The 21553-nt window shown below is 74.0% G+C and carries 17 protein-coding genes and 1 pseudogene; 8 read left to right on the forward strand and 10 right to left on the reverse strand.

The genetic code is table 11. The features are described from left to right. Positions 1 to 174 precede the first annotated feature (174 nt). Entirely contained in the window at positions 175 to 1701 is a 1527-nt protein-coding gene (locus AB0J86_RS25310) for an MFS transporter (protein WP_363860076.1), read from the reverse strand. Positions 1702 to 1804: 103 nt separating this feature from the next. Between AB0J86_RS25310 and AB0J86_RS25315 the strand changes: the two genes are divergently transcribed. The 3 genes from AB0J86_RS25315 (at position 1805) to AB0J86_RS25325 (ending at position 4625) form a co-directional block, all read left to right on the forward strand. Further along, complete coding sequence (locus tag AB0J86_RS25315) at positions 1805 to 2542, forward strand: TetR/AcrR family transcriptional regulator (protein ID WP_363860077.1); 738 nt, start codon at positions 1805 to 1807, stop codon at positions 2540 to 2542. A 173-nt stretch (positions 2543 to 2715) separates the two neighbouring features. Then, positions 2716 to 4176 carry an O-antigen ligase family protein gene (locus AB0J86_RS25320; protein WP_363860078.1) on the forward strand — a complete coding sequence of 487 codons (1461 nt, stop codon included), beginning with the start codon at positions 2716 to 2718 and terminating at the stop codon, positions 4174 to 4176. Next, the gene (locus AB0J86_RS25325; protein ID WP_363860079.1) at positions 4173 to 4625 is read left to right on the forward strand and encodes a hypothetical protein; all 453 of its coding nucleotides are present in this window, start codon (positions 4173 to 4175) and stop codon (positions 4623 to 4625) included. The genes AB0J86_RS25320 and AB0J86_RS25325 overlap by 4 nt, the downstream gene beginning before the upstream one ends. Positions 4626 to 4784: 159 nt before the next feature. Here AB0J86_RS25325 and AB0J86_RS25330 read toward each other — a convergent pair whose 3' ends face one another. Next, positions 4785 to 5753, reverse strand: a complete 969-nt coding sequence (locus AB0J86_RS25330; RefSeq protein WP_363860080.1) for a pyridoxal-phosphate dependent enzyme — start codon at positions 5751 to 5753, stop codon at positions 4785 to 4787. Between the two features lie 220 nt (positions 5754 to 5973). Here AB0J86_RS25330 and AB0J86_RS25335 point away from each other — a divergent pair, with 220 nt between their 5' ends. Then, positions 5974 to 6549 (forward strand): hypothetical protein, encoded by a 576-nt coding sequence (locus AB0J86_RS25335; protein ID WP_363860081.1) that lies wholly within the window; start codon positions 5974 to 5976, stop codon positions 6547 to 6549. Here AB0J86_RS25335 and AB0J86_RS25340 read toward each other — a convergent pair. After that, a complete protein-coding gene (locus tag AB0J86_RS25340) occupies positions 6447 to 7496 on the reverse strand; it encodes a DMT family transporter (RefSeq protein ID WP_363860082.1) in 1050 nt (349 codons plus the stop codon). The genes AB0J86_RS25335 and AB0J86_RS25340 overlap by 103 nt on opposite strands. Before the next feature lie 286 nt (positions 7497 to 7782). Between AB0J86_RS25340 and AB0J86_RS25345 the strand changes: the two genes are divergently transcribed. Continuing rightward, a complete protein-coding gene (locus AB0J86_RS25345) occupies positions 7783 to 11238 on the forward strand; it encodes a S8 family serine peptidase (protein WP_363860083.1) in 3456 nt (1151 codons plus the stop codon). Between the two features lie 87 nt (positions 11239 to 11325). On the opposite strand, the gene AB0J86_RS25350 is transcribed toward AB0J86_RS25345, so the two are convergent. The 6 genes and pseudogenes from AB0J86_RS25350 to AB0J86_RS25375 all read right to left on the reverse strand — a co-directional run bounded on the left by AB0J86_RS25350 (position 11326) and on the right by AB0J86_RS25375 (position 16857). Beyond that, positions 11326 to 12375, reverse strand: a complete 1050-nt coding sequence (locus AB0J86_RS25350) for an OmpA family protein (protein ID WP_363860084.1) — start codon at positions 12373 to 12375, stop codon at positions 11326 to 11328. Further along, positions 12375 to 13361 carry a helix-hairpin-helix domain-containing protein gene (locus AB0J86_RS25355; protein WP_363860085.1) on the reverse strand — a complete coding sequence of 329 codons (987 nt, stop codon included), beginning with the start codon at positions 13359 to 13361 and terminating at the stop codon, positions 12375 to 12377. The genes AB0J86_RS25350 and AB0J86_RS25355 overlap by 1 nt, the downstream gene beginning before the upstream one ends. Before the next feature lie 369 nt (positions 13362 to 13730). Continuing rightward, positions 13731 to 14732 (reverse strand): histidine kinase, encoded by a 1002-nt coding sequence (locus AB0J86_RS25360; RefSeq protein ID WP_363860087.1) that lies wholly within the window; start codon positions 14730 to 14732, stop codon positions 13731 to 13733. Further along, on the reverse strand, positions 14732 to 15223 hold the full coding sequence (locus AB0J86_RS25365; protein ID WP_363860088.1) for a DUF418 domain-containing protein: 492 nt from the start codon (positions 15221 to 15223) through the stop codon (positions 14732 to 14734). Before AB0J86_RS25365 ends, AB0J86_RS25360 begins: the two co-directional genes overlap by 1 nt. 72 nt (positions 15224 to 15295) lie before the next feature. Next, a pseudogene (locus AB0J86_RS25370) lies at positions 15296 to 15772 on the reverse strand (response regulator transcription factor). A gap of 41 nt (positions 15773 to 15813) precedes the next feature. Beyond that, positions 15814 to 16857, reverse strand: coding sequence for a LacI family DNA-binding transcriptional regulator (locus AB0J86_RS25375; RefSeq protein ID WP_363860089.1), 1044 nt, complete (start codon positions 16855 to 16857; stop codon positions 15814 to 15816). Between the two features lie 157 nt (positions 16858 to 17014). Here AB0J86_RS25375 and AB0J86_RS25380 point away from each other — a divergent pair, with 157 nt between their 5' ends. The 3 genes from AB0J86_RS25380 to AB0J86_RS25390 are packed head-to-tail and all read left to right on the forward strand — an operon-like array spanning position 17015 to position 20210. After that, positions 17015 to 18340, forward strand: coding sequence for an extracellular solute-binding protein (locus AB0J86_RS25380; RefSeq protein WP_363860090.1), 1326 nt, complete (start codon positions 17015 to 17017; stop codon positions 18338 to 18340). Then, positions 18337 to 19284: a sugar ABC transporter permease gene (locus AB0J86_RS25385; protein WP_363860091.1), complete on the forward strand. Its 948-nt coding sequence runs from the start codon at positions 18337 to 18339 to the stop codon at positions 19282 to 19284. The genes AB0J86_RS25380 and AB0J86_RS25385 overlap by 4 nt, the downstream gene beginning before the upstream one ends. Further along, positions 19281 to 20210 carry a carbohydrate ABC transporter permease gene (locus AB0J86_RS25390; RefSeq protein WP_363860092.1) on the forward strand — a complete coding sequence of 310 codons (930 nt, stop codon included), beginning with the start codon at positions 19281 to 19283 and terminating at the stop codon, positions 20208 to 20210. Before AB0J86_RS25385 ends, AB0J86_RS25390 begins: the two co-directional genes overlap by 4 nt. Before the next feature lie 12 nt (positions 20211 to 20222). Here the strand turns inward: AB0J86_RS25390 and AB0J86_RS25395 are convergent, their stop codons facing one another. Then, entirely contained in the window at positions 20223 to 21503 is a 1281-nt protein-coding gene (locus tag AB0J86_RS25395; RefSeq protein WP_363860093.1) for a hypothetical protein, read from the reverse strand. Positions 21504 to 21553: the final 50 nt, after the last annotated feature.

Here is a 21553-nt window from a genome sequence, read left to right on the forward strand (position 1 = left end):
TGTCCGGTGTTTAATTCTGTCCGGTTCGTTTTGCTCCGCTCTCGGCGTTGCTCTACCAAGGTATGGGCCGCTCGCTTCCGCGGCAACGGCTTTTCCGGTGGCCCCGATGTCACGGCCGCGCCGGCCGGTCCATGGTGGACGCCGGCCGGCGCGGGCGGTGGGGTGGGAGGCCGTTCACGGGGCGACGGTGGTCGTGTCCTCGCTGGGTGCCTCGGCCGGGCTGACCGGGGGCGGCGTCGGCGTCGGCTTCGGCCGCAGTACCGTCACCGCGACGACGGCCGCCGCGATGCCGCCCAGCACGCCGACGAACGACGTGGTGGCCATGGCCTCGACGAAGGCGTCCTTCGCCAACCGCGCCAGACCGGTGTCGCCCGTGGCGGCGGCGATCCGCAGCGCGTCGCCGATCGAGCGCCGGGCCGGCTCGGCGACGTCGTCCGGGATCGCGGCCGTGTACGCGGCGGTGAGGGCGCTGCCCAGTACGGCGACGCTGAGGGCGGCGCCGACCTGCTGCACGGTGTCGTTGACGGCGGACCCGACACCGGCCCGTTCGGGCGGCAGGGCCGCGAGCAGGGTGCCGTACGCGGCCGGCCCGGCCACACCGCTGCCGGCCCCGATCACGACCAGCGCGACGAGCAGCTTGAGGTAGCCGTCGCCGGGATTGATCGAGGCGAGCACCCCGAAGCCGGCGGCCATCAGCAGCAGCCCGGTGGCGACCGCCACGCGGGTACCGAGTCGCTTGTCCACCACGACGCCGACCGCGTTGAACGCCAACACGGTCGCCAGCATCGGTATGAACGCGGTGCCGGCCTTCATCGGCCCGTACCCGAGGACGAACTGCAGGTACTGGGTCAGCGCGAGCATCACCCCGCCCGCCGAGAGGGCCAGCAGCACGATGGAGAGGCTGGCGCCGGCGAAGTTGCGGTCGCGGAAGAGCGACATGGGCAGCATCGGTTCGGGCACCCGCCGTTCCCAGAGGGCGAACGCGGTGAGGACCACGGCGGCGCCGGCGAACCCGGCGACGGTCGTCGGGGCCGACCAGCCGTCCTTGGCCGAGGAGATGACGCCCCAGATCAGCGACGTCATGCCGATCGTCGAGAGCAGCGCACCGACCACGTCGGGGCGGCTGGCCGGACCGCGCGACTCGGGAATGACCGCCAGCGCGGCGACGATGCCGAGGACCGCGATCGGGATGTTCATCAGGAACACCGACCCCCACCAGTAGTGCTGGAGCAGGAGGCCGCCGACGGTCGGACCGCCGAGCGCGCCGAGCGTCAGGACGGAACTCCAGATCGCGATGGCCTTCCTGCGCTCGGTGTCGTCGAAGACCGTGGTGAGGATGGAGAGCGTGCCGGGCATCAGCAACGCGCCGCCGACGCCCATCAGACCCCGTACGGCGATCAACTGGCCGGGCGTCTGGCAGAGGGTGGCCAGCGCGGACGCGCCGCCGAACACGACCAGACCGGCCACCAGGGCGCGGCGGCGGCCGTACCGGTCGGAGAGGCTGCCGGCGGTCAGCAGCAGGCCGGCGAAGACCAGGATGTACGAATCGATGATCCATTGGATGTCGGAGGCGCTGGCGCCGAGATCGCGGATCAGCGACGGGATGGCGACGTTGAGCACCATGTTGTCGATCACGACCACGAGCAGGCTCAGGCAGAGCACGCCGAGGATCAACCACCGGCGGGGATGAGGTGCGGGCACGATGCCTCCCGATCGAACGCTGTGCGAGATTCTCGAACACTGTACCAGCGATCTCGAACGCCGTACGATGATCGGTAGACTGGGGGTGTCGAAGGGACATCACATGCCGTCGAAGCCGGAGATCACCGACTCGGTCTGGCTCCGCCCGCCCCGGAACCGGGGCGAGCAGCCCGCCCTCAGCCGGGAGCAGATCGTCCGCGCCGCGATCGAACTGCTGGACGCCGAGGGGCCCGCCGGGCTGAGCATGCGTCGGCTCGGCACCCGCCTGGGCTCCGGCGCCACCTCCGTCTACTGGTATGTGGCGAACAAGGACGAGCTGCTCGAACTCGCGGTTGACGAGGTGATGGGCGAGGTCTACGTACCCGAGCCCGGGGACACGGGTTGGCGGGTCGGCGCCTCGATCTTCATCACCGGGATGCGTGCGATGCTGCTGCGGCATCCGTGGGTGCTCGGCCTGCTCGGGGTGCGGCCGAACCTCGGCCCGAACGCCATGCGCATGGGGGAGCGGACCATCGCCCTGCTCTCCGCGTCCGGCTTCTCCCCGATGGAGATCGCACACGCCAGCTCGCTGCTGATGTCGCACGCCATCGGCTCGGCGACGATGGTGTCGGCGGCGCTCCACCGTACGAGGGAGTCGGGGCTCTCGATCGAGCAGCAGATGGAGCAGTTGAAGCCGTACCTCGACCGGGTCGCCGCCGAACACCCGCACTACGACCGGTGGCGGCAGGAGGTCGGCCCGTCGACCAGCGACCCCGAGCGGGTCTGGGAGGAGAGCTTCACCTTCGGGCTGGAGCGGCTGCTCGACGGCCTGGATTCGTGGCTCGCCCGCCGGGAGCGCTGACCCGCCGACGACCGGCGGAACGGGGGCACCGTCGGCGCTGAGGTGCCGGCGGAACCGGGCGGGTGCCGACCGGCAGAACCGGCAGGTTCCCGACGACGCCGCAACCGGCCCGCCACCCGGGGCGTGTAGCCCGTAGCGCGCGGATGACGCGCGGTGACGCTACGGGGGGGCACGTGGAGACGTCGACGCGACCGGGGCCGGAGGCCACGCCCGGTGACCCGTCCACGCCGGCGGGCGGCACCACGTTGCCGGCGCACCTGGCGCTGCTGGTCGTCGCGCTCGCCGCCGGTGTCGTGGCCCAGGGCGGCTACTACCCGGCCGGGCGGATCCTGGTCACCGGGCTGGTGGCGGTCGCCTTCGCGGTCGGCTGGTGGTCCCGCCGCGGGCCGGCCCTGACCTCGGCGCAGCTCCTGGTCGCCGGGGCGGCCGGGGCGCTGGCGGTCTGGATCCTCGTGCGGGCGGTCCCGGCCGGCGGGTACCCGGTCGCCCTCGGCGCGGCGGCCACCTGCGGCTGCGTCGCGGCCGTGGTCCTGCTCCTGGCCCGGACCGGTCCGGCCGAGCGCGAGGCGGTCGCCTTCGCCGCGCTCGGCCTGGGCGCGCTGGTCGCGCTCACCGCGTGGTGGGGCGTCGCGGGCCGGTCGCCCCGGTTCGCCGTACTGGTCGAGGGCCGGCTCTGGCGGGGCGCCGCCACGCTGACCTACCCCAACGCGGCGGCGGCGCTGCTGGTGCCGCTCGCGTTGCTCGCCGTCGCGCTGCTGGTGGCGCGGGCCCGGCCGGTGCCGCTCGCCGGGGTCGGCTACGTACTGCTGGTCGGGGTGGGTGCCGCGCTGAGTCGCGCCGGCGTCATCGCGCTGCTGGCGGGGCTCGTCGTGCTCGCGCCGCTCGCCGGCGTACGGGCGACCCTGACCCGGGCGGCGCCGCCGATCCTCGGCGCCGGTATCGCGGTCGTGGCGCTGCTGCCGTCGGTGCCCGGCACCGCGCAGCCGCGTACCGGTCTGGCGGTGCTCGGCCTGCTGGCCGGCGCGCTCGTCGCGGTCGGGCCGTTCCTGCTGGCGCGCCACCTGCCGGCCGGGCCGGGTGCCCGGGCCGGTCGGGCGGTCGCCGTGGCGACCGCGGTGGCGCTGCCGCTGCTCGGCGTGGCCGCGATCCTGGCCACCGTGGACGGAGACGCGCTGCGTACCGTGCTCGCGAGCCGGGGAAACCTCGCCTCCTCGGGGCGCAGCGGCGCGGCCGGGGCCGCACTGCGGCTGGTGGCCGCGCAGCCGGTCGTCGGTACCGGGGTGGGCCAGGCGCGCTTCCTCTGGCTGACCCCGGACGGCAACGGGCAACTCGCCCGGTACGCCCACAACGAGTACCTCCAGGTCCTCGTCGACCTCGGCGCGGTCGGGTTCGCCCTGTTGCTGGCCCTGTTCACGGCGCTGGCGCTGACCGTACGCCGGGGTCGCGCCGCCGGGCACCGGCCGGGCATCCGGGCCGGAGCGATCGCCGCGCTGGCGGCCCTGGCCGTGCACAGCGGCTTCGACTTCCTGTGGCACATAGCGGTCCTACCGCTGGCCGCGGGCCTGCTCGTCGGGCTCGCCGGTCCCGCCATCAGCGAAGAACCAACCATCCAACGGGAGAAGGAGCAGCAATGAACGTACGTCTGTCCAAGGCGGGCGCGGTGGCGGTGAGCGCGATCGGCGTCGGTGCCGCCCTCGCGTTCGCCCTGCCGGCGGGTGCCGCCGTCAGCGTGCAGTCGGAGTCGCCGTCGATCGCCGTGCTGAAGCTCGGCGACCAGGCCCGGCTCGACGCCAACGGCGCCGTGGTGTTCGCCCCGATCACCCTCGCCTGCACGCCCGGCTCCAGCACCCTCGTCGGGGTCCGGGTGACCCAGGCGGTAGGGGGCGGCGACATCGCCCAGGGATCGACGGTCCGCGAGGTCGAGGAGTGCCGCGGGAAGAACCAGCGGATCCAGCTGGCGGTCAGCCCGTCGCAGAAGGCCTTCCGCAAGGGGATCGCGTTCGGTTCGGCGTACCTGGACGTCTGCGACCACCGCGGGTGCCGGACGGTGTGGGACGAGCACAACATCCAGATCGTCAAGTAGTCGCCGCGCCGGCCCGGACCGACGACGGGACGGACCGGTCCGGCGGCACGGGGGCGACGACGGGGGCGGGGCGCCCCGGGACCGCAACGGAGGGGGTCCCGGGGCGCCTCGGCGTGGCCGGGGCGGCCCGGCCCGGCCCATCGCGCGGGGGACCGGCGGTCAGGCCCCGCAGAGTTCGGCGAAGCGCCGCGCGTCGATGTTGCCGCCCGAGACGATCAGGCCGATCCGGGCCGGCACCGGGTCGAGCCGGCCGGCCAGGAGCGCGGCCAGCGCGGTGGCGCCGCTCGGCTCGATGACGATCTTCAGCCGCTCGAAGGCCCAGCGCATGGCGGCGCGGATCTCGTCGTCGTCGACCAGGGCGATCTCGTCGACCAGGCGTTGGTTGACGGAGAACGTCAGCGCGCCGGGGATCTCGGCGGCCTGCCCGTCGGCGATCGTACGCGGCACCGGGATGCTCACCCGGTGTCCCGCCGCGAGCGAGCGCCGAGTGTCGTCGCCCGTCTCCGGCTCCACGCCGATCATCCGGATCCTCGGCAGCAGCCCCTTCGCGGCGGTGGCGCTGCCGGCCATCAGCCCGCCGCCGCCGACCGGTACCACCAGCGCCTCGAGGTCGCCGACCTCCTCCAGCAGCTCCAGCGCCGCGGTGCCCTGCCCGGCGATGACATGCGGGTGCTCGTACGGGGGGATCAGCGCCAGACCGCGGTCCCGGGCCAGCGCCTCGCCCAGGGCGACGCGGTCCCCGGTGTAGCGGTCGTACGTGACGATCTCGGCGCCGTAGCCCACGGCCGCGGCCCGCTTCGAGTCCGGGGTGTCCTCGGGCATCAGGATCACCGCGCTGCTGCCCAACTCCCGCGCGGCCAGGGCGACGGCCTGCGCGTGGTTGCCGGAGGAGTACGCGGCGATGCCCTTGGCCAACTGCTCCGGCGAGAGCCGCGAGACGGCGTTGTAGGCGCCGCGGAACTTGAAGGCCCCCACCCGCTGGAAGTTCTCGCACTTGAGGAAGACCGCGGCGCCGACCCGGTCGTCCAGCGTGCGGGACCGCAGCACCGGGGTGCGGTTCGCGATGCCGTCGATCCGCGCGGCGGCGTCGCGGACGTCGGCCAGGCCGACCGGTGGCGTGCTCGTCACGATCGCGCTCCCTCCGCACGGTTCGGACGCCGACGCCGGGTCGACGAGCCGCCGGGGTGGACAACCGGTCCACGCGCTGGACTGCCGGTGGCGAACCGTGCCGGATGCTACACCCTGGCCGGGACCGACCACCCGGTCGACGGACAGGCATCGCAGGGGTTCGGACAACGTACCGTGCGGGCCTCGACCTCGTCGCCGCCCGGGACGCATCCTGGCGGGCGTGAACCCCTCGACATCACCCACCGTGGCAACCGGCGGGCCGTCCCTCTGGCAGGCCCTCCGGCGCCGCTGGCCCGCCGCGCTCGGGCTGGCTGCCGCCGTCGTCGTGCTGGCCACCGGCGCGGACCGCGAGACCCTCGCGATCGTGGTCGGCGTGGCCACGCTCTGCTATCTCGCGGCGGCGGTATCGGGCCGGCGGTGGATGGCCTGGGTGGCGGTCCTCGGCGCGAGCGTGGTGGTGGCGGCCAGCGAGGTGACGGGTCTGCCCTGGTGGATCGGCATGGGCGCGGTCGCGCTCGGGCTGGTCGTCGTGGGGCTGCTCACCCGCGTACCGCTGGCCACGCTCGGCGCCCAGACGGCCGCGCTGCTCGGGTACGGCGGGCTCGCCGTGGTCGCGCTGTACCTCGCCCCGCAGGCCGGGCCGGTGCTGGCGGGGCTGGTGCTGGCCGGTCACGGCGTCTGGGACCTGGTCCACTATCGGCGCGACCGGGTGGTGTCCCGCTCGCTCGCGGAGTTCTGCATGCTGCTGGACGTGCCGCTGGGGCTCGGCTTCGTCGTCCTCGGTGCCGCGCTCTGACCGGCCGCACCGCCCGCGCCGTCGAGCGGCGGACCGGCCTGGCGGGGTGTGCCCGACCCGGTCGCGGTCGTCCGGTCGCGGGCCCCCGCGACGCCCCAGACGGCCCCGGCCAGCACCACCGCGCCGCCCAGCACCTGCGTCGGCGTCATGCTCTCCCGCAGCAGTAGCCAGGCCGCGACGATACTGACGACCGGCTCGACCATGCTCATGATCGAGGCACGGGTCGGTCCGATCACGCGCATGCCCGCGAAGAAGGCGCCGATCGCCACCACGGTCGAGACGGCGGCGACGCCGAGGACGGGCAGCCAGGCGCTGGCCGCGAAGTCGAACCGGAGGGCGCCGGTACCCGTACCGGCCAGCGCGAACGACGTACCGGCGAAGAGCGCCACGAAGGCGCTGGTGCCCAGCGGCGGCAACCCCGCCGACCCGCGGTCGCCCACCACGATGTAGACCGCGTAGACCACGGCCGCGCCGACCGCGTACAGCACGCCGACGAGGCTGAGCGCGGCGGTGGGGCGACCCACCACGAGGGCCATGCCGACCAGGGACAGGGCGATCGCGCCCACGCCGGCCAGCGGCGGCCGGTGCCGCCCGACGGCGCTCGACAGCAGCAGCACGAACGCCGGGTACAGGTAGAGCAGCAGCACGGCGAGCGCCGGTGAGATGTGCCGTACGGCCGAGAAGTACAGCAGCGACTGCGTGGCGTAGAGCACGCCGCCGAGCAGCACCAGCGCGCCGAGCTGCCGGGCGCCGCCGGGTCGCGGCAGCCGCCGTCGGGCGGCGAGGTAGCCGAAGAGCAGGGCGGCGGCGAGCGCGAACCGCAGCAGGAGCAGGGTCGGGACGTTGACGCCGGCCGAGTAGGCGTACCGGGCGAAGATCGGCATCAAGCCGAAGCCCGCCGCGGAGACGACCACCAGCGCGCTGCCGCGCAGGGCGGGACGGCCCATCGGATCCTCCTGTCGCGGCGACGCTGCGACGGCTTCCCCGGCCGCGTGGGGGAGGCGCCGGTCCCGCGCGGGCGTACCTCCGGCGAACCCCCCACCGGAGCGGTCCGACGGGCAGCGGGTCCGACGGACAGTGGTCGTCGGAGGGTGGGACCTTACCCGGTCGGAGAGCATAGCCCGGCACCGCCGCGGTCCGGACCGTGATTTCCCGGGGACCCGGTATCGAAGATTTCCTACATCATAGTCCATAATATTGAAGTATTCCTACGCTTCTTTACGGGGAGGACGCATGGGTCGAGGAAGAGGGCGGCTCGCGCTGCTCTGCGCCGCCGGTCTCGGCGCCGCGCTGCTCGTGGCGCCGCCGGCCGGCGCGCAGGCCGCGCGGACGACGGCGGGCGCCGGGACGGCCGCCGGCACACAGCCGGCGCGGACGACGGCGGGCGCCGGGACGGCCGCCGGCACACAGCCGGCGCGGACGGCGGCGGGCGGGCCGGCCGCCGCGCCGGCGGGTCGTACCGTGACGCTGGTCAGCGGCGATCGCGTGCGGGTGGGCGACGACGGGCGGGCCAGCGTGGAGCGGCAGCCGGGGCGCGAGCACGTGCGGTTCGTGTCGTACCGCGACGAGGCCCGGCACCTGCACGTGATCCCCTCCGACGCGCTGCCGCTGCTGCGGGCCGGGCGGCTCGACCCCCGGCTCTTCGACGTCACGGCCCTGCGCGACTTCGGGTACGACGACGGCCGGGCCGACCTGCCGCTGATCGTCACGTACGAGGGGAGCGCCGCGCGGACGTCGGCCCGCTCGACCCTGGCGGGCGCCGCGGTGAGCCGGGAACTGCCGGCGGTGGACGCGCTCGCGGTACGCGCGCCGAAGTCGCAGACCGCCTCGCTCTGGCGCGGCCTCACCGGCGGTGGCACCGCGACCCGGAGTCTGAGCGGCGGCGTCGCGAAGGTCTGGCTGGACGGGCTGCGCGAGCCGACGCTCGACGTCAGCGTGCCGCAGATCGGCGCGCCCGCGGCCTGGCAGGCCGGATACGACGGCACCGGCGTACGGGTGGCGGTGCTGGACACCGGCGTCGACGCCACCCACCCGGACCTGGCCGGCAGGGTGCTCGCCGCGCGGAACTTCACCGAGGGCGCCGAGGACGACCGGGACCTGGTCGGGCACGGCACCCACGTCGCCTCCACCATCGCCGGCAGCGGCGCGGCGTCACAGGGCCGGTACCGGGGCGTCGCGCCCGGCGCCCGGCTGCTGGACGGCAAGGTGTGCGTGGACGGCGGCTGCGCCGACTCGTGGATCCTCGCGGGAATGGAGTGGGCCGCCGCCGAGCAGCGCGCCCCGATCGTCAACATGAGCCTGGGCGGGCCCGACACGCCGGGTACGGACCTGCTGGAGGAGGCGGTGCGGCGCCTCGGCGACCGGTACGGCACCCTCTTCGTCATCGCGGCCGGCAACGACGGCGGCGAGGCGGCGGTCAACTCCCCGGCGAGCGCCGACGCGGCGCTGGCCGTCGCGGCGGTGGACGCCGACGACCGGCTGGCCGACTTCTCCAACCGCGGCCCGCGCGGCGACGACGGGGCGCTCAAGCCGGACATCTCCGCTCCCGGCGTCGACATCACGGCGGCCAACAGCAAGGACGGGCAGCTCGGCGAGCCGGGCGAGGCGTACACCACGCTCTCCGGTACGTCGATGGCCACCCCGCACGTGGCCGGAGCGGCGGCGCTGCTCGCCCAGCGTCACCCGGACTGGTCCGGGGCCTCGCTCAAGTCCACGCTGATGGGCTCGGCCAAGCCCACCGACCCCGTCGACCTGCTCGGCCAGGGCGCGGGCCGGGTCGACGTGGCCGCGGCGATCGGCCGGAGCGTCACCGCCGCCCCGGCCAGCGTCAGCTTCCCCCTCCAGGAGTGGCCGCACGACGACGACGCCCCCGTGACCAGGACCGTCACCTACCACAACCACGGCGGCGCGGACGTGACGCTCGCCCTGTCGTGGCAGGCGACCGGCCCGGACGGCGAGCCGGCGCCCGCCGGCATGTTCACTGTGGACCGGCAGACCGTCGCCGTGCCCGCCGGTGGCGACGCGACGGTCCGGCTCACCGTCGACACGAGGGCCGGGGCGCCGTTCGGCCGCTTCGGCGGATACCTGACGGCGTCCGGCGGCGGGCAGGTGGTGCGAACCCCGTTCGGGGTGGAGAACGAGTCCGAGCGGTACCCGCTCACCCTGGTCCACACCGCGCGCTCCGGTGCGCCGGCGACGGAGTACAGCGACATCGTCTTCCGGCTCGACGCGTTCAACTCCTACCCACTGGGCGGCAACGCCGACGGCGTCGAGGAGATCCGGCTGCCCAAGGGGCGTTACGCGGTCTTCTCGGCCATCTTCGAGGGGCAGGACGAGGAGCTGACCTCCACCCTGCTCGCCCAGCCGCGGCTCGACCTGACCGGGGCGCAGACCGTGGCCCTGGACGCCCGGCTGGCGAAGCCCGTGAACGTCACCGTCACCGGCCCGGCCGCCCGCGGCGTCTGGGGCGAGTTCAGCGCCCGCACCCGGGCGGCCGACCTGCCGGGCGTCTCGCTGGAGATGAACATGGGCAGCCTCTCCGGCTTCGACCGCGCGTACACCGGGCGGGTCGGCCCGGACCAGGCCGTGGACGACTTCTCCGCCAAGATCAGCGGGGTGCTGGCCCAGCCGAACCCCGACGGCAGCCTCGACGGCAGCCCGTTCGCCTACCACCTCGCCTGGTTCCGCGACGGGCGGATGTTCGACGGGCTCGACCGCCATCTCAGCCCCGCGAACCTCGCCACGGTCCGCGAGAGCTACGCCGCGCAGGGCACCGGCACCGTCGGTACGACGACGGCGGTCGCGACGGCGGCCGGCCTGGACGGCAACTTCACCACCGTCGTCCTGCCGATCCCCCTGCCGTTCACGCGGACCGAGTACTTCAACACCGACGGCGGGATCCGGTGGAGCCGGATCCTCCAGGAGGGGCTGCCGGCGACCGGCCTGCCCCGGATCCAGACCACGGTCGAGCAGCCCGACGTGGCGTACCGGGCCGGGCAGGGCTACGACGAGCGGTGGAACCGGGGCGTCTTCGGGCCCTCCCTCGCCGCCCCGACCAGCCCGTCGGCGTGGGTGAGCCGGCGCGGCGACACGATCCACGCGGCGCCGCCGCTCTTCAGCGACGGCTCGGGACGGCTCGTCTCCGGCCGGGTGTCGAACCCGCACATCGCCCTCTACCGGGACGGCAAGCCGCTCGCCGAGGCCGCCGCGCTGAGCGGCGATTTCACCGTGCCGGCCGACGACGCGAGCTACCGGCTCCAGCTGGACACCGAGCGGGTGGCGCCGTTCGCCCTCACCACCCGGCAGAGCGTGGCGTGGACGTTCCGTTCGGCGCACGTCGCCGGCGACCAGCCGGTCCGGCTGCCGCTGTCGGTGGTGCGCTTCACGCCGACGCTGGACGAGCGCAACGGCGCGCCGGCGGGCGTGACGTACCGGGTACCGATCAGCGTCGGAACCCAGCCCGGCTCGGCGGCGGGCACCCCGCAACGCCCGACCGTCCAGGTCTCCTTCGACGACGGCCAGACGTGGCGGGCGACGCCGGTGCTCGGCGAGACGGGCAACTGGTACGCGATGGTCCCGCACCCCGCCGCCGACGGGTACGTCTCGCTGCGGGCCAAGGCGGCCGACAGCGCCGGCAACGCGGTGGAGCAGACCATCATCCGGGCCTACCGGATCACCGCCGGCGGCTGAGCCCGCCGGAACGGACGCGGGGCCGGCGTACGCACGTACGCCGGCCCCGTACCCTCGACGGGTTCGCGGGCGAGCCGACGGCCCGGGTCACGGACCGTCGGTGCTCCCTGGCCCGGCGACCGCGCCGTCCGTCACCACCAACTCCACCCGCCGATTGGTCTCGCGGTTGGCCGCGGAGGTGTCGGGCACCTTCGGACGGGTCTCGCCGTACCCCTTCGCGCTCATCCGGTCGGCCGCCACGCCCTGGGTGAGCAGGAAGTCGCGCACGCTGTCGGCGCGGGCCCGGCTGAGGACGAGGTTCGAGGCGGCCGACCCGCTGGAGTCGGTGTGCCCCTCGACGCGGATGCGCACGTCCGGGTTGTCCCGCAGGATCCGCCCGACGGTTCGCAGGCTGGCCCGGTCGTCGGGGCCGAGCCCGACGCCGCCGAGCCGGAAGGTGAGCGGCGGCACGGCGGCCAGCAGTTGCCGTACGTCGGTGACCCGGAGCTGGTCCACCACGGTCGCCCCGGTACCGCGGGCGGCGGCGAGCACCGCGGTCCGGCGCGCCTGCGACGGGACGGTACCGGTCAGCAGCAGGGTGCCGTTCTCCAGGCGCAGCGTCGCGTCGTCGGTGTCGGCGCCGAACGCCGCCACCACGGCGGGCAGGCCCGACAGCGCCGCGTCGGTCACGTCGTCGCCGACGGTCAGCCGGTCGTCGACCGCGGCGGCGCCGAAGGTGGCGGCCGCCGCCCCGGTCAGCGCGGTCCGGGCGACCCCGGTGGGCACCCGGCCGCTGACGGCGACCCGGCCGCCGTGCGACGCGACCAGCACCGACGGCGGTACGGGCGGCGGGGCGGTCTCCGACGCGGGCGGTACCTGCGCCTCGGCGACGCGTACCCCCTCCAGTCCCCGTACGACGCGCAGCGCCCGTTCGGCCTCGGCCGGCGAGTCCGCCCGCAGCGTCCCGTCGCGCCCGGTGAAGCTGACCCGCACCTGGGACAGGCCGGCGGTGCGCAGCGCCTGCTCGGAGCGGGAGGTGAGGTCCGCCTCCATCCGGTGGCGGTTCGGGAACTGTTGCGCTCCGAAGACGAGGAGCAGGCCGACGACGGCCACGACGAATGCGATCAGCGGGTGGTACCCGCGGGTGTGCTTGGTCATCAGGCCCGCCCCGCGTCCCGGCCGGCGATCAGGCGCTCGGTGAGTTCGAGGAATCCCGCTTCGTCGCCGTCAGCGAGGAGTCGGGCCTGGCGTCCCCAGGTGACGAGGCTGGGTGCGAAGCTGAGGCCGGCGGCTTCGATGGCGGCGCGGCGGGTGGCGTCGTCGGTGTCGGCGAGTTGGCGGAAGCTGTGGATGCCGGCGGCGCGTAGTGCTGCGGCGAACTTGGGGCCGATGCCCTCGATGCGCTCCAGGTCGTCATCCGCGCCCGTGTCCCGGCCGGCGATCAGGCGTTCGGTGAGTTCGAGGAATCCCGCTTCGTCGCCGTCGGCGAGGAGTCGGGCCTGGCGTCCCCAGGTGACGAGGCTGGGTGCGAAGCTGAGGCCGGCGGCTTCGATGGCGGCGCGGCGGGTGGCGTCGTCGGTGTCGGCGAGTTGGCGGAAGCTGTGGATGCCGGCGGCGCGTAGTGCCGCGGCGAACTTGGGGCCGATGCCCTCGATGCGCTCCAGGTCGTCGTCCGCGTCGTGGTCCCGAGCCGCCGGGGTAGCGGTCCGCGCCGGCCGGCCGTCCGCCGGAACGTCGACGGTACCTCCGGTCCCGCGCCCCAGGTCGTCGTCGACGATGTCGTCCGGCTCGGTCCCGGCGGCGACGCGAGCACCGGCAACGGTCGGGACCGTGGGGATGGCCGGAGCGGCGGCAGCGCTCGGAGCGGCGGCGACGGTCGGGGCCGTGGCGACCCGAGTGGCGGCAGCGGTCGGGGCCGCGGTGACCGGAACGGTGGCAGCGCTCGGAGCGGTGGGAACGGTCGGCGCCGCGGGCGCGACAATGGTGCCGTCGTTCCGTTCCGGCCTTTCCGGCGCGGCGGTGGAAATGGCCTTAGCCGAGGAGGGCGACGATTTCCTCCTGCCCCAGACGAGCCAGCCGGCGAGCAGTCCCAAAAGGAAGGCCGCCAGGATAATGAAAAGCGACTGGCCGATGAACCAGGCCACGAGAGACCTCCGGGAAGAAAGGTACGAGGGGATATGTTCCTGGAGCTCGGGGCAGCATTGTGTACGCGTCCGAATCCAAAGGACGCGAACGTGGTATTGGACAAGTGGCTGTGAAAGGCCAACCCGAGCACAGGTTCCGGAGCATCCTATATGGTCGGTCGGCGCTTGTTTGGCGCCCACTCGTACCCGATTTGCCACTCGCCGGCGGCCCGACGGAACCGCTTGCCCCATTCCCGTACCCGCTGGGGCGGTTCGGCCGGGCGGGCCGCGTCGAGGTCCGAGTCGAGCGGGTCGACGGGCCGGACGCCGGGGACGGTCGACGGGCCGGACGCCGGGGACGGCGCGGCTACCCGGAGCGCGCCGCCCGCGCTATCCGAGCGGCACGATGATGGTGACGACGGTCGGGCCGCCGGGCGGGCTGGAGAGGCGCAGTTCGGCGTCGACGACGTCGAGGCGGTCGATGATGCCACGCAGGCCCGTACCTCGGGCCGGGTCCGCGCCGCCGACGCCGCTGTCGGTGACGGTGACCAGTACGCTGCCGGGGTCGTCGACGAAGGCCACCTCGGTGGCGGCACCGCTGTGCTTGACGACGTTGCCGAGGCATTCGGCAATCGCGAAGTACACGGCGGTCTCGATGGAGGCGGGGAGGGCCGGCGGTGGGTCGCCGGTCACCGTGACCGGCACGGCGAGGTTGAGTGCGAGCGCGCGGACGGCGTCGCCGAGACCGCGGTCGGCCAGGACGGCGGGGTGGATGCTGTGCATCACCGCGCGGAGGTCCTCGAGCGCGGCGACGGCGGTCAGCCGGCCCTCGTCGATCAGCCGCGCCGCCGCGTCGGGGTCGCGACGCAGCAGTTCGCCGGCCAGACCCAGGGTGAGCGCGAGGGAGGCGATGCGGGCCTGGGCGCCGTCGTGCAGGTCGCGTTCGACGCGCTTGAGCTCGGCGGCCTGCCGGTCCACCGCCGCGCGGCGGGAGCGGGCGAGCCGGGCGACCCGGGCGGTCAGTTCCCGTTCCCGCGCGCCGGGCGGCCGGCTGACCACCCAGACGTGCAGGGCGAACAGGCCGGAGAAGCCGAGGTACGTCCAGACCGGCCAGAAGTACCCTCCGCCGGTGAGCACGTAGACGGCGAGATCGACCAACATGATCATGCCACCCGCCGCGCCGTCGACGGCCAGCCAGCGGAGCCGGCCGCGCGGGACGCGCAGCACCCGGCGCAGTACGAACTCGCCGGTCAGCACGGTGCCGACCGCGAAGTACACCCACCGGGGCCAGAACTCGTCGACGCCGGTGCCGGCCCAGGCCAGCGTGGCCGCGACGCAGAGCGCCACGGCCACGCCCGCGCGGACGGCCACCTGCCGCAAGCGGCCGGTCATCACCGCGCCGGCCGCCGGGCCGGTCGGTACGTGATCCAGCGCAGCAGCGTCTCGGCCGGCCCGCGGTACGCCACCGCGCTCATCGCCTGCGCGCCCGCCAGCGACACCGCCCAGACGGCCAGCCCGGCGACGACGGCGGCGTAGGTGCCGCCGAGGTGCAGCGCCCACGGGGAGAAGAGCGCCAGCCACGACACGGACTGGAACAGGTAGCCGCTCAGGGAACGCTGGCCGAGCGCGATCACCGGCCCGAGCAGGGCCCGGCCGCGCGGTGCCGCGCTCAGGCGCAGCGCCAGCAGGGCCAGCAGGGCGATGTAGCCGGGGCCGCCGTACTCGCCGGTGACCGCGTGGACGAGGGCCATGGCCTCGACGGTACCGGCGTCGACGTGCAGGACACCGGCGGCCACCAGGGCGTACGGCAGGGCGCCGACGAACGACGCGCCGAGGCAGCCGATGGCGGTACGGCGCAGGAGCGTGCGGTGCGCGTTTGTCATGACGTCAGCGTCGTCGAGCGCCGGCCCGGTCACGAGGATGCTGCGTCCCGTTCGACGGGGGTGGTAGTACCCCTATCCGTCGAGGTACGCCAGGACGGCCAGCACCCGCCGGTTGTGGTCGTCGGACGACTGCAGGCCGTTCGCGACGACCGTGGGATCCAGCGCGGTGCCGCCACCGGCCACCCGGTGCACCGCCTCGACGAACTCGCCGATGTCGGAGACCCGGTCCTTGAGCAGCTAGCCGATGCCGCCTCGGCCGTCGGCGAGCAGTTCCCGGGCGTAGAACCGTTCCACGTACTGCGAGAGCACCAGCACCGGTAGGCCCGGCACCTCGGCTCGCGCCGCGAGCGCGGCCCGCAGTCCCTCGTCGCTGTGGGTCGGCGGCAGCCGGATGTCGACGACGGCCACGTCCGGCCGCCGCTCGATCAGCTCGCGCAGCAGGTCGGGCCCGTTGTCCACGGCGGCGACGACCCTGCAGCCGTGCGCCTCCAGCATGCGGATGAGGCCGTCGCGCAGCAGCGTCAGATCTTCGGCCACCACGATTCTCACGGCGCAACCGTAGTCGAGGCCGCCCTTGTGAAACACGGCCTCTAGGGCCCGGGGACCGTGCCGGCGCGCGAGGGGACCGGGCCGGTCGACTCCCGGACGGTCAGGTGGGTGGGGAGCACCACCGCCCGCCGGAGCACCCGCGCCGGGCGCTGATCCAGCCGGGCGAGCAGCATGGCGACCGCCGCCCGGCCGGCCTCCTCGATCGGCGCGGCGAGGGTGGTCAGCGGCGGGTTGCAGAAGTCCGCGCCGAAGATGTCGTCGCAGCCGACCACGCTGAGGTCCGCCGGGACGGCGACCCCGCGTTCGCGCAGGCGGGTGAGCATGCCGATGGCGAGCAGGTCGTTGAAGACGACGCAGGCGGTCGCGCCGGTGTTGAGCACCGCGTCGGCCGCGGCGCTGCCCGAGCGGCGGCCGGGCGGGAACGGCCCGACCCGGCGGGTACGGCGGCCGTGCCGCTCGACGGCGGCGCGCATGGCGTGCCAGCGCGCCTCGTTCGACCAGGACCGTTCCGGCCCGGAGACGTAGACGATGTCGCGGTGGCCGAGGGAGACCAGGTGCTCGACGGCCTGCCCGATCCCGGCCGGGGTGTCGATCATGACGCGCGGTACGCCCCGGACGTGCCGGTTGATGACCACCAGTGGGATCTCGCCGGCGAGGCGGGACAGCGGGCGCTCGGACAGGCGCGGCGCGGCGAGGATGGCGCCGTCCAGCGACTGCCGCATCTTGTGCAGCATCTCGGCCTCGTGCTCGCCGGAGTCCTCGGTGTCGATCAGCAGCTGGGCGTAGCCGCCCGCCTTGAGCTGCTGCTGCGTGCCGCGGATCAGCCCGAAGTAGAACGGGTTCGTCACGTCCGACACGAGCAGGGCGATGGTGCCGGTTCGGCCGGAACTCAGGGCGCGCGCCTGCGAGTTCGGTACGTAGTTCAGCTCGCGCGCGGCGGCGGCGACCCGCTCGCGGGTCGCCGCGCTGACCCGCCCGGGGTTGTTCAACGCGCGGGAAACCGTCGACGGGGCGACGCCGGTACGCGTGGCGATGTCGGTGATCGTGACCGGGCGCAGGCGGGCCGGTCGGTTGCCGCGGTCCATGCTGGGAGCCAACTACTTCCTGGCAAAGTTTGGCAAACGGTTGCCATGATTTTGGACCGTTGCTAGCGTCCCCCGCAATCCGCATCGACGCGTGCGCACCTCTCAACCCGTCCCCTCGCACGCGGTCGACCGCACCGCTCGCGAGAGGAGTGGATGTATGGACGCGAGACGCGCCCTGATCGCACTGACCGGCCTGGTCGTGGCCGGCTCGACCCTCGCCGGCTGCGGCTCGGGCGACGACTCGACCGGCGCCGGCAAGACGCTGAACGTCCTGATCGGGGTCAACTCGATCTATCCCGAGCAGCAACGGCAGTGGTTCGCCGACGTCTCCGCCCGGTTCGCCGAGGCGACCGGCGCGAAGGTGAACTTCGAGACGTTCGCCTCGCCCAACGACGAGCTGACGAAGATCCAGACCTCGGTCCTCTCCGGCCAGGGCCCCGACGTCTACGCCCTCGGCACCACCTTCACCCCGACGGCGCAGGCCACCGGCGCCTTCATCGAGCTGAGCGCGGACGACTGGGCGAAGGTGGGCGGGCGGGACCGGTTCCTGCCGGCCACGCTCGGCATCTCCGGACCCGACCCGGAGCACGAGGTCGGCGTGCCGTTCACCAGCCGGCCGTTCGTGATGGCGTACAACAAGGAACTGCTCGCCGCGGCCGGCATCGACAAGCCCGCCGACAGCTGGGACGGCCTGCGCGACCAGGCCAAGAAGCTGACCAGGTCCGGCACGTACGGGCTGGCGATCGCGTACGCCGACAGCTACGACCCGTGGAAGTTCATCTGGGCGATGGACGTGCAGGCCGGCAACCCGGTCGTGAAGGGGCGCACGGCGCAGATCGACGACCCGACCACGCGCCGGGCGTACCAGACCTACCTCGGCTGGCTCGCCACCGACCACGTCGTCGACCCCGCCGCCGTGGGCTGGAAGAACGCGCAGGCCATCGCCGCGTTCGGGGCCGGCAAGGCGGCCTTCCTGCCGATGGTCTCGGCCACCTCGAAGGCGACCCTGGACAAGTCGGCCGTCGCCGGCAAGTACGCCTACAGCGTCATGCCCACCATCCCGCCCGGCGCGACCGCGCTGCCCGCCGGCGGCGCGGCGGCGACGAGCATCCTCTCCGGCGACAATCTCGTCGTCGCGAAGTACAGCAAGAACAGAGACCTGGCGCTCGCGCTGGTCAAGCTGCTCACCGACGCCGACAGCCAGACCCGCTACTACCAGCTGCTGGGCGAACTGCCGACCAACGCCGCCGCCGCGCAGGCGCTGCGCGGCGACCCGGCCCTGGCGGCGCTGGTCGACTCGTCGGCGCGCTCGATCGGTACGCCCTTCACGGGCGCGTGGAGCCAGGTGCAGCTCGCGCTGGTCAACGTGGTGGTGCAGTCGATCCCGAACCTGGCCAAGGGCCGGGTGGACGACGCGGCGCTGGGCGCGCTGCTGACGCAGGCCCAGACGGCCGCGCAGGGCGCGCTCGACAAGACCAAATGAGCGGTACGACGACGGCCCCGTCGGCGCCGGCGCGGGAGAGCGTTCCGCGCCGGCGCCGTACCGTGGCCGAACGCCACCGGCCGCTCTGGATGCTCCTGCCCGGCGGCGTCCTCACCGTCCTGGTCATCGTGGTCCCGCTGCTGGTGGCCGCCTACATCTCGCTGCTGGACCTCGACCAGTACTCGATCCGGCAGTGGCTCGACGCGCCCTTCGTCGCGCTGCGCAACTACACCGAGGCGCTGGGCGGGCCGGACCTGCTGCACGCCATCGGCGTGAGCCTCGGCTACTCGGCGATCGTCACGGTGGCGACCCTGCCGATCGGGGTCGCCGCGGCGCTGGCCACCCAGAACCGGTTCCGGGGCCGCGCCCTGGTCCGGTCGGTCTTCCTCGTCCCGTACGTGCTGCCGGCCTTCGTGGTCGGTACGGTCTGGCGGATCATCCTCCAGCCGGCCGGGGTGGCCAACACCGCGCTGGAACACCTCGGGTTGCCCGCCGGGCTGTGGCTCAACGGGCCGCGCAGCCTCGCGGCGCTCGTCCTGGTCCAGATCTGGACGTCGTGGCCCCTGGTCTACCTGCTGGCGGTCGCGGCCCTGCAGTCGGTGGACCCGGCGGTGCACGAGGCCGCGGCGCTCGACGGCGCGGACTGGTGGACGAAGCTGCGCCGGGTGGTCGCGCCGTACCTGCGCGGGCCGGTGTCGCTGGCCCTCGTCATCACGTTCCTGCACAACATCAACAACTTCACCCTGCCGTTCGTGCTCTTCGGCGTGCCGAGCCCGCACCACGTCGAGGTGCTGCCGGTCCTGACCTACGTGGAGAGCTTCCAGAACTTCCGGTTCGGGCTGAGCGCGGCGATGGCGATCCTCTCCCTCGTCCTCGTCGCGATCCCGCTGGCGATCTACCTGCGGGCCGTCCGCCTGGACACCGGAGAGGAGCGCACCCCATGACCCCCAGCCCACCGCCGGCGGACCCGTCGCGCCCGGCCGGCCCCCGACCGTCCCGGTCGCGCCGGCACTCGGCCGAGGCGGTCACCCGGCTGCTGCCCCGACCGTTGCAGGCGCTCATCGTCGCCGTGCTGCTGGTCTTCGTCCTGCTCCCGGTCCTCTACATGTTCTTCGCCTCGATCAGCTCGGACCTCGCGGTGGCCCGGGGCGCCTTCCTGCCCAGCCGGCTGGACCTCGGCAACTACGTCCGCATCTGGTCGACCACGGACCTCGGCAGCGGTCTGGTCAACAGCGTCGCGGTGGCCGGTGGCGTCGCCGTGGCCTGCGCGCTCGTCTCGGTCTCCAGCGCGTACGTCCTCGTCCGCTACGCGTTCCGGGGCCGGCTGACGATCCTGCGGGGACTGCTCGCCCTGCAGAGCATCCCCGGCACGCTCATGCTGCTGCCGGTCTTCGTGCTGTTCGCAAGCCTGGCGACGCTGCTCGGTACGCCCGTCATCGGTACGCGCTGGGCGCTCTTCGTCACCTATCTGACCTTCGCGCTGCCCTTCTCCACCTGGATCATGGTGACCTACCTGCGTGGGCTGCCGCGCGAACTCGACGAGGCGGCCCGGGTCGACGGCGCCTCGTCCTGGCGGGTGCTGACCCGCATCATCGTGCCGCTCAGCTGGCCGGGGCTGGTGGTCTCCAGCATCCTCGCCTTCCTGCTCGGCTGGAACGACGTGCTCTTCGCCTCGGTGCTGACCAACCCGGAGACCCGTACGGCGGCGGTCTCCCTGCAGGTCTTCGGCGCGAGCCAGGAGGGCGGGGCGATCCCCGTCTACGGGCAGCTGATGGCCGCGGCCCTCGTCTGCGCGCTGCCGGTCGTCGTGCTCTACCTCGCCTTCCAGCGGTACCTGGTCAGCGGCCTCACCGCGGGCGGGGTCAAGTGAGACGCGCGGCCGTCACGGCCCCGCGGCGGCGGGTGTCACCAGTGCGCCGCCGGGTCCGGTGGCCGCCGCGCGGTCGACGGCCCGCTTCAGCAGCACCGCCTCGAAGTGGCTCATCGGACCCGTGACCAGCGCGAACTGCGTACCGAAAGGCTCGACGCGCAGGCCCGGGGCGGCCGGTACCGCGTCCCGTACCCGGGCCAGGCCGCGCTCGGCGCCCGCCCGCCGGTCGTACACGGCGATCCGGAGGCGGTGGGTGCCGGCGCCGAAGGCGAACAGCTCCGGGAAGCGCTTGCGGGCCTGCGCCTCCGGCAGCTTCTTCGAGGTCCACCGCTCCTTGCCCGGCAGCGCCGCGGCCAGCCGCCGTACCTCGGCCGGGCTCTCCACCACCTCGATGGCGGCGAAGAACTCCGTCAGCCGGTCGACGAAGCGCTGACGGACGGCGGCGGCGTCGGCGCCCGCGTTGACGAACGCGCCGTGCAGCCGGAAGAACTGCACGCCCAACTGGTTGGAGGCCAGGTCCTCGTAGGACCACGCGGACATGGCGTTGTCCAGGATCAGCTTGGCCAGTTGGCGCTCGTCGAAGCCCTTGACCAGCGCCTTTTCCTGGCCCGACAGGACCATGTCCATGCCGAGGGCGATCGCGATGAACAGGCTCTCCCGGTAGTGCAGGAAGTCGTCGGCGTTGATCAGGTTCGCCTTCAGCAGCTCCGAGTAGATGGTCGGGTCCTCGTCGTCCGGGCCGATCAGGTCGCGTACCCGCTGCTGCTTCTGCTCGATCGAGAGGCCCTTGTCCGTCGCGCCCTGCGAGCCGAGCTCCTCGGCGAACTGGATGTGCGCGAAGAAGTGCTGGGCGTCGATCCAGCCGTACACCCGGGAGAAGATGTACCGGGCGTGGCTGCTCTCCACCTCGTCCTCGACCTTGTCCGGCTCCACGAAGTGCCGGCGGAACAGCGACTCCCACTCCTGCCGGGCCAGCGACCCGGCGGTGACCTTGCCGGTGCCCGGGGTGGCGGTCTGGCCTCGGAGGTCCGCGATCGCGGCGGAGCCGGTGGCCGCGCGCGGCCTGGTCGGCTCGCGCTGGACCACGGGCGCCGGCTGCCGGGCCGCGAGCAGGCGCTGGACGGCCGCGTTGCCGCACGCGCGCTGCAGCCGCGCCAGGACGACCGGTTGGAAGGCGTTCCCGGTCGGCGGGAGCTGCCGGACGCCGTCGGCGTCGAGCGGGCGGGCAGCCTTGGCTTTCGGCGCCGGCGGTGACGGCCCGGCGCCGCTGCGGTCTGCCCGACTGGTGCCCATGACACCTCGATGGTCCGCCGCGCACCGGCCCGGCGGGCAGGCGGAGCGGT

Origin of the sequence: Micromonospora sp. NPDC049559 (genome assembly GCF_040676675.1) — a bacterium.
Lineage (GTDB): Bacteria > Actinomycetota > Actinomycetes > Mycobacteriales > Micromonosporaceae > JBFAPK01.

Coding starts and splice junctions, on each gene's coding strand:
- AB0J86_RS25315 (WP_363860077.1), top strand. CDS start 1,805: ATGCCGTCGAAGCCGGAGATCACCGACTCGGTCTGGCTCCGCCCGCCC.
- AB0J86_RS25325 (WP_363860079.1), top strand. CDS start 4,173: ATGAACGTACGTCTGTCCAAGGCGGGCGCGGTGGCGGTGAGCGCGATC.
- AB0J86_RS25340 (WP_363860082.1), bottom strand. CDS start 7,496: ATGGGCCGTCCCGCCCTGCGCGGCAGCGCGCTGGTGGTCGTCTCCGCG.
- AB0J86_RS25345 (WP_363860083.1), top strand. CDS start 7,783: ATGGGTCGAGGAAGAGGGCGGCTCGCGCTGCTCTGCGCCGCCGGTCTC.
- AB0J86_RS25350 (WP_363860084.1), bottom strand. CDS start 12,375: ATGACCAAGCACACCCGCGGGTACCACCCGCTGATCGCATTCGTCGTG.
- AB0J86_RS25360 (WP_363860087.1), bottom strand. CDS start 14,732: ATGACCGGCCGCTTGCGGCAGGTGGCCGTCCGCGCGGGCGTGGCCGTG.
- AB0J86_RS25365 (WP_363860088.1), bottom strand. CDS start 15,223: ATGACAAACGCGCACCGCACGCTCCTGCGCCGTACCGCCATCGGCTGC.
- AB0J86_RS25375 (WP_363860089.1), bottom strand. CDS start 16,857: ATGGACCGCGGCAACCGACCGGCCCGCCTGCGCCCGGTCACGATCACC.
- AB0J86_RS25380 (WP_363860090.1), top strand. CDS start 17,015: ATGGACGCGAGACGCGCCCTGATCGCACTGACCGGCCTGGTCGTGGCC.
- AB0J86_RS25385 (WP_363860091.1), top strand. CDS start 18,337: ATGAGCGGTACGACGACGGCCCCGTCGGCGCCGGCGCGGGAGAGCGTT.
- AB0J86_RS25390 (WP_363860092.1), top strand. CDS start 19,281: ATGACCCCCAGCCCACCGCCGGCGGACCCGTCGCGCCCGGCCGGCCCC.
- AB0J86_RS25395 (WP_363860093.1), bottom strand. CDS start 21,503: ATGGGCACCAGTCGGGCAGACCGCAGCGGCGCCGGGCCGTCACCGCCG.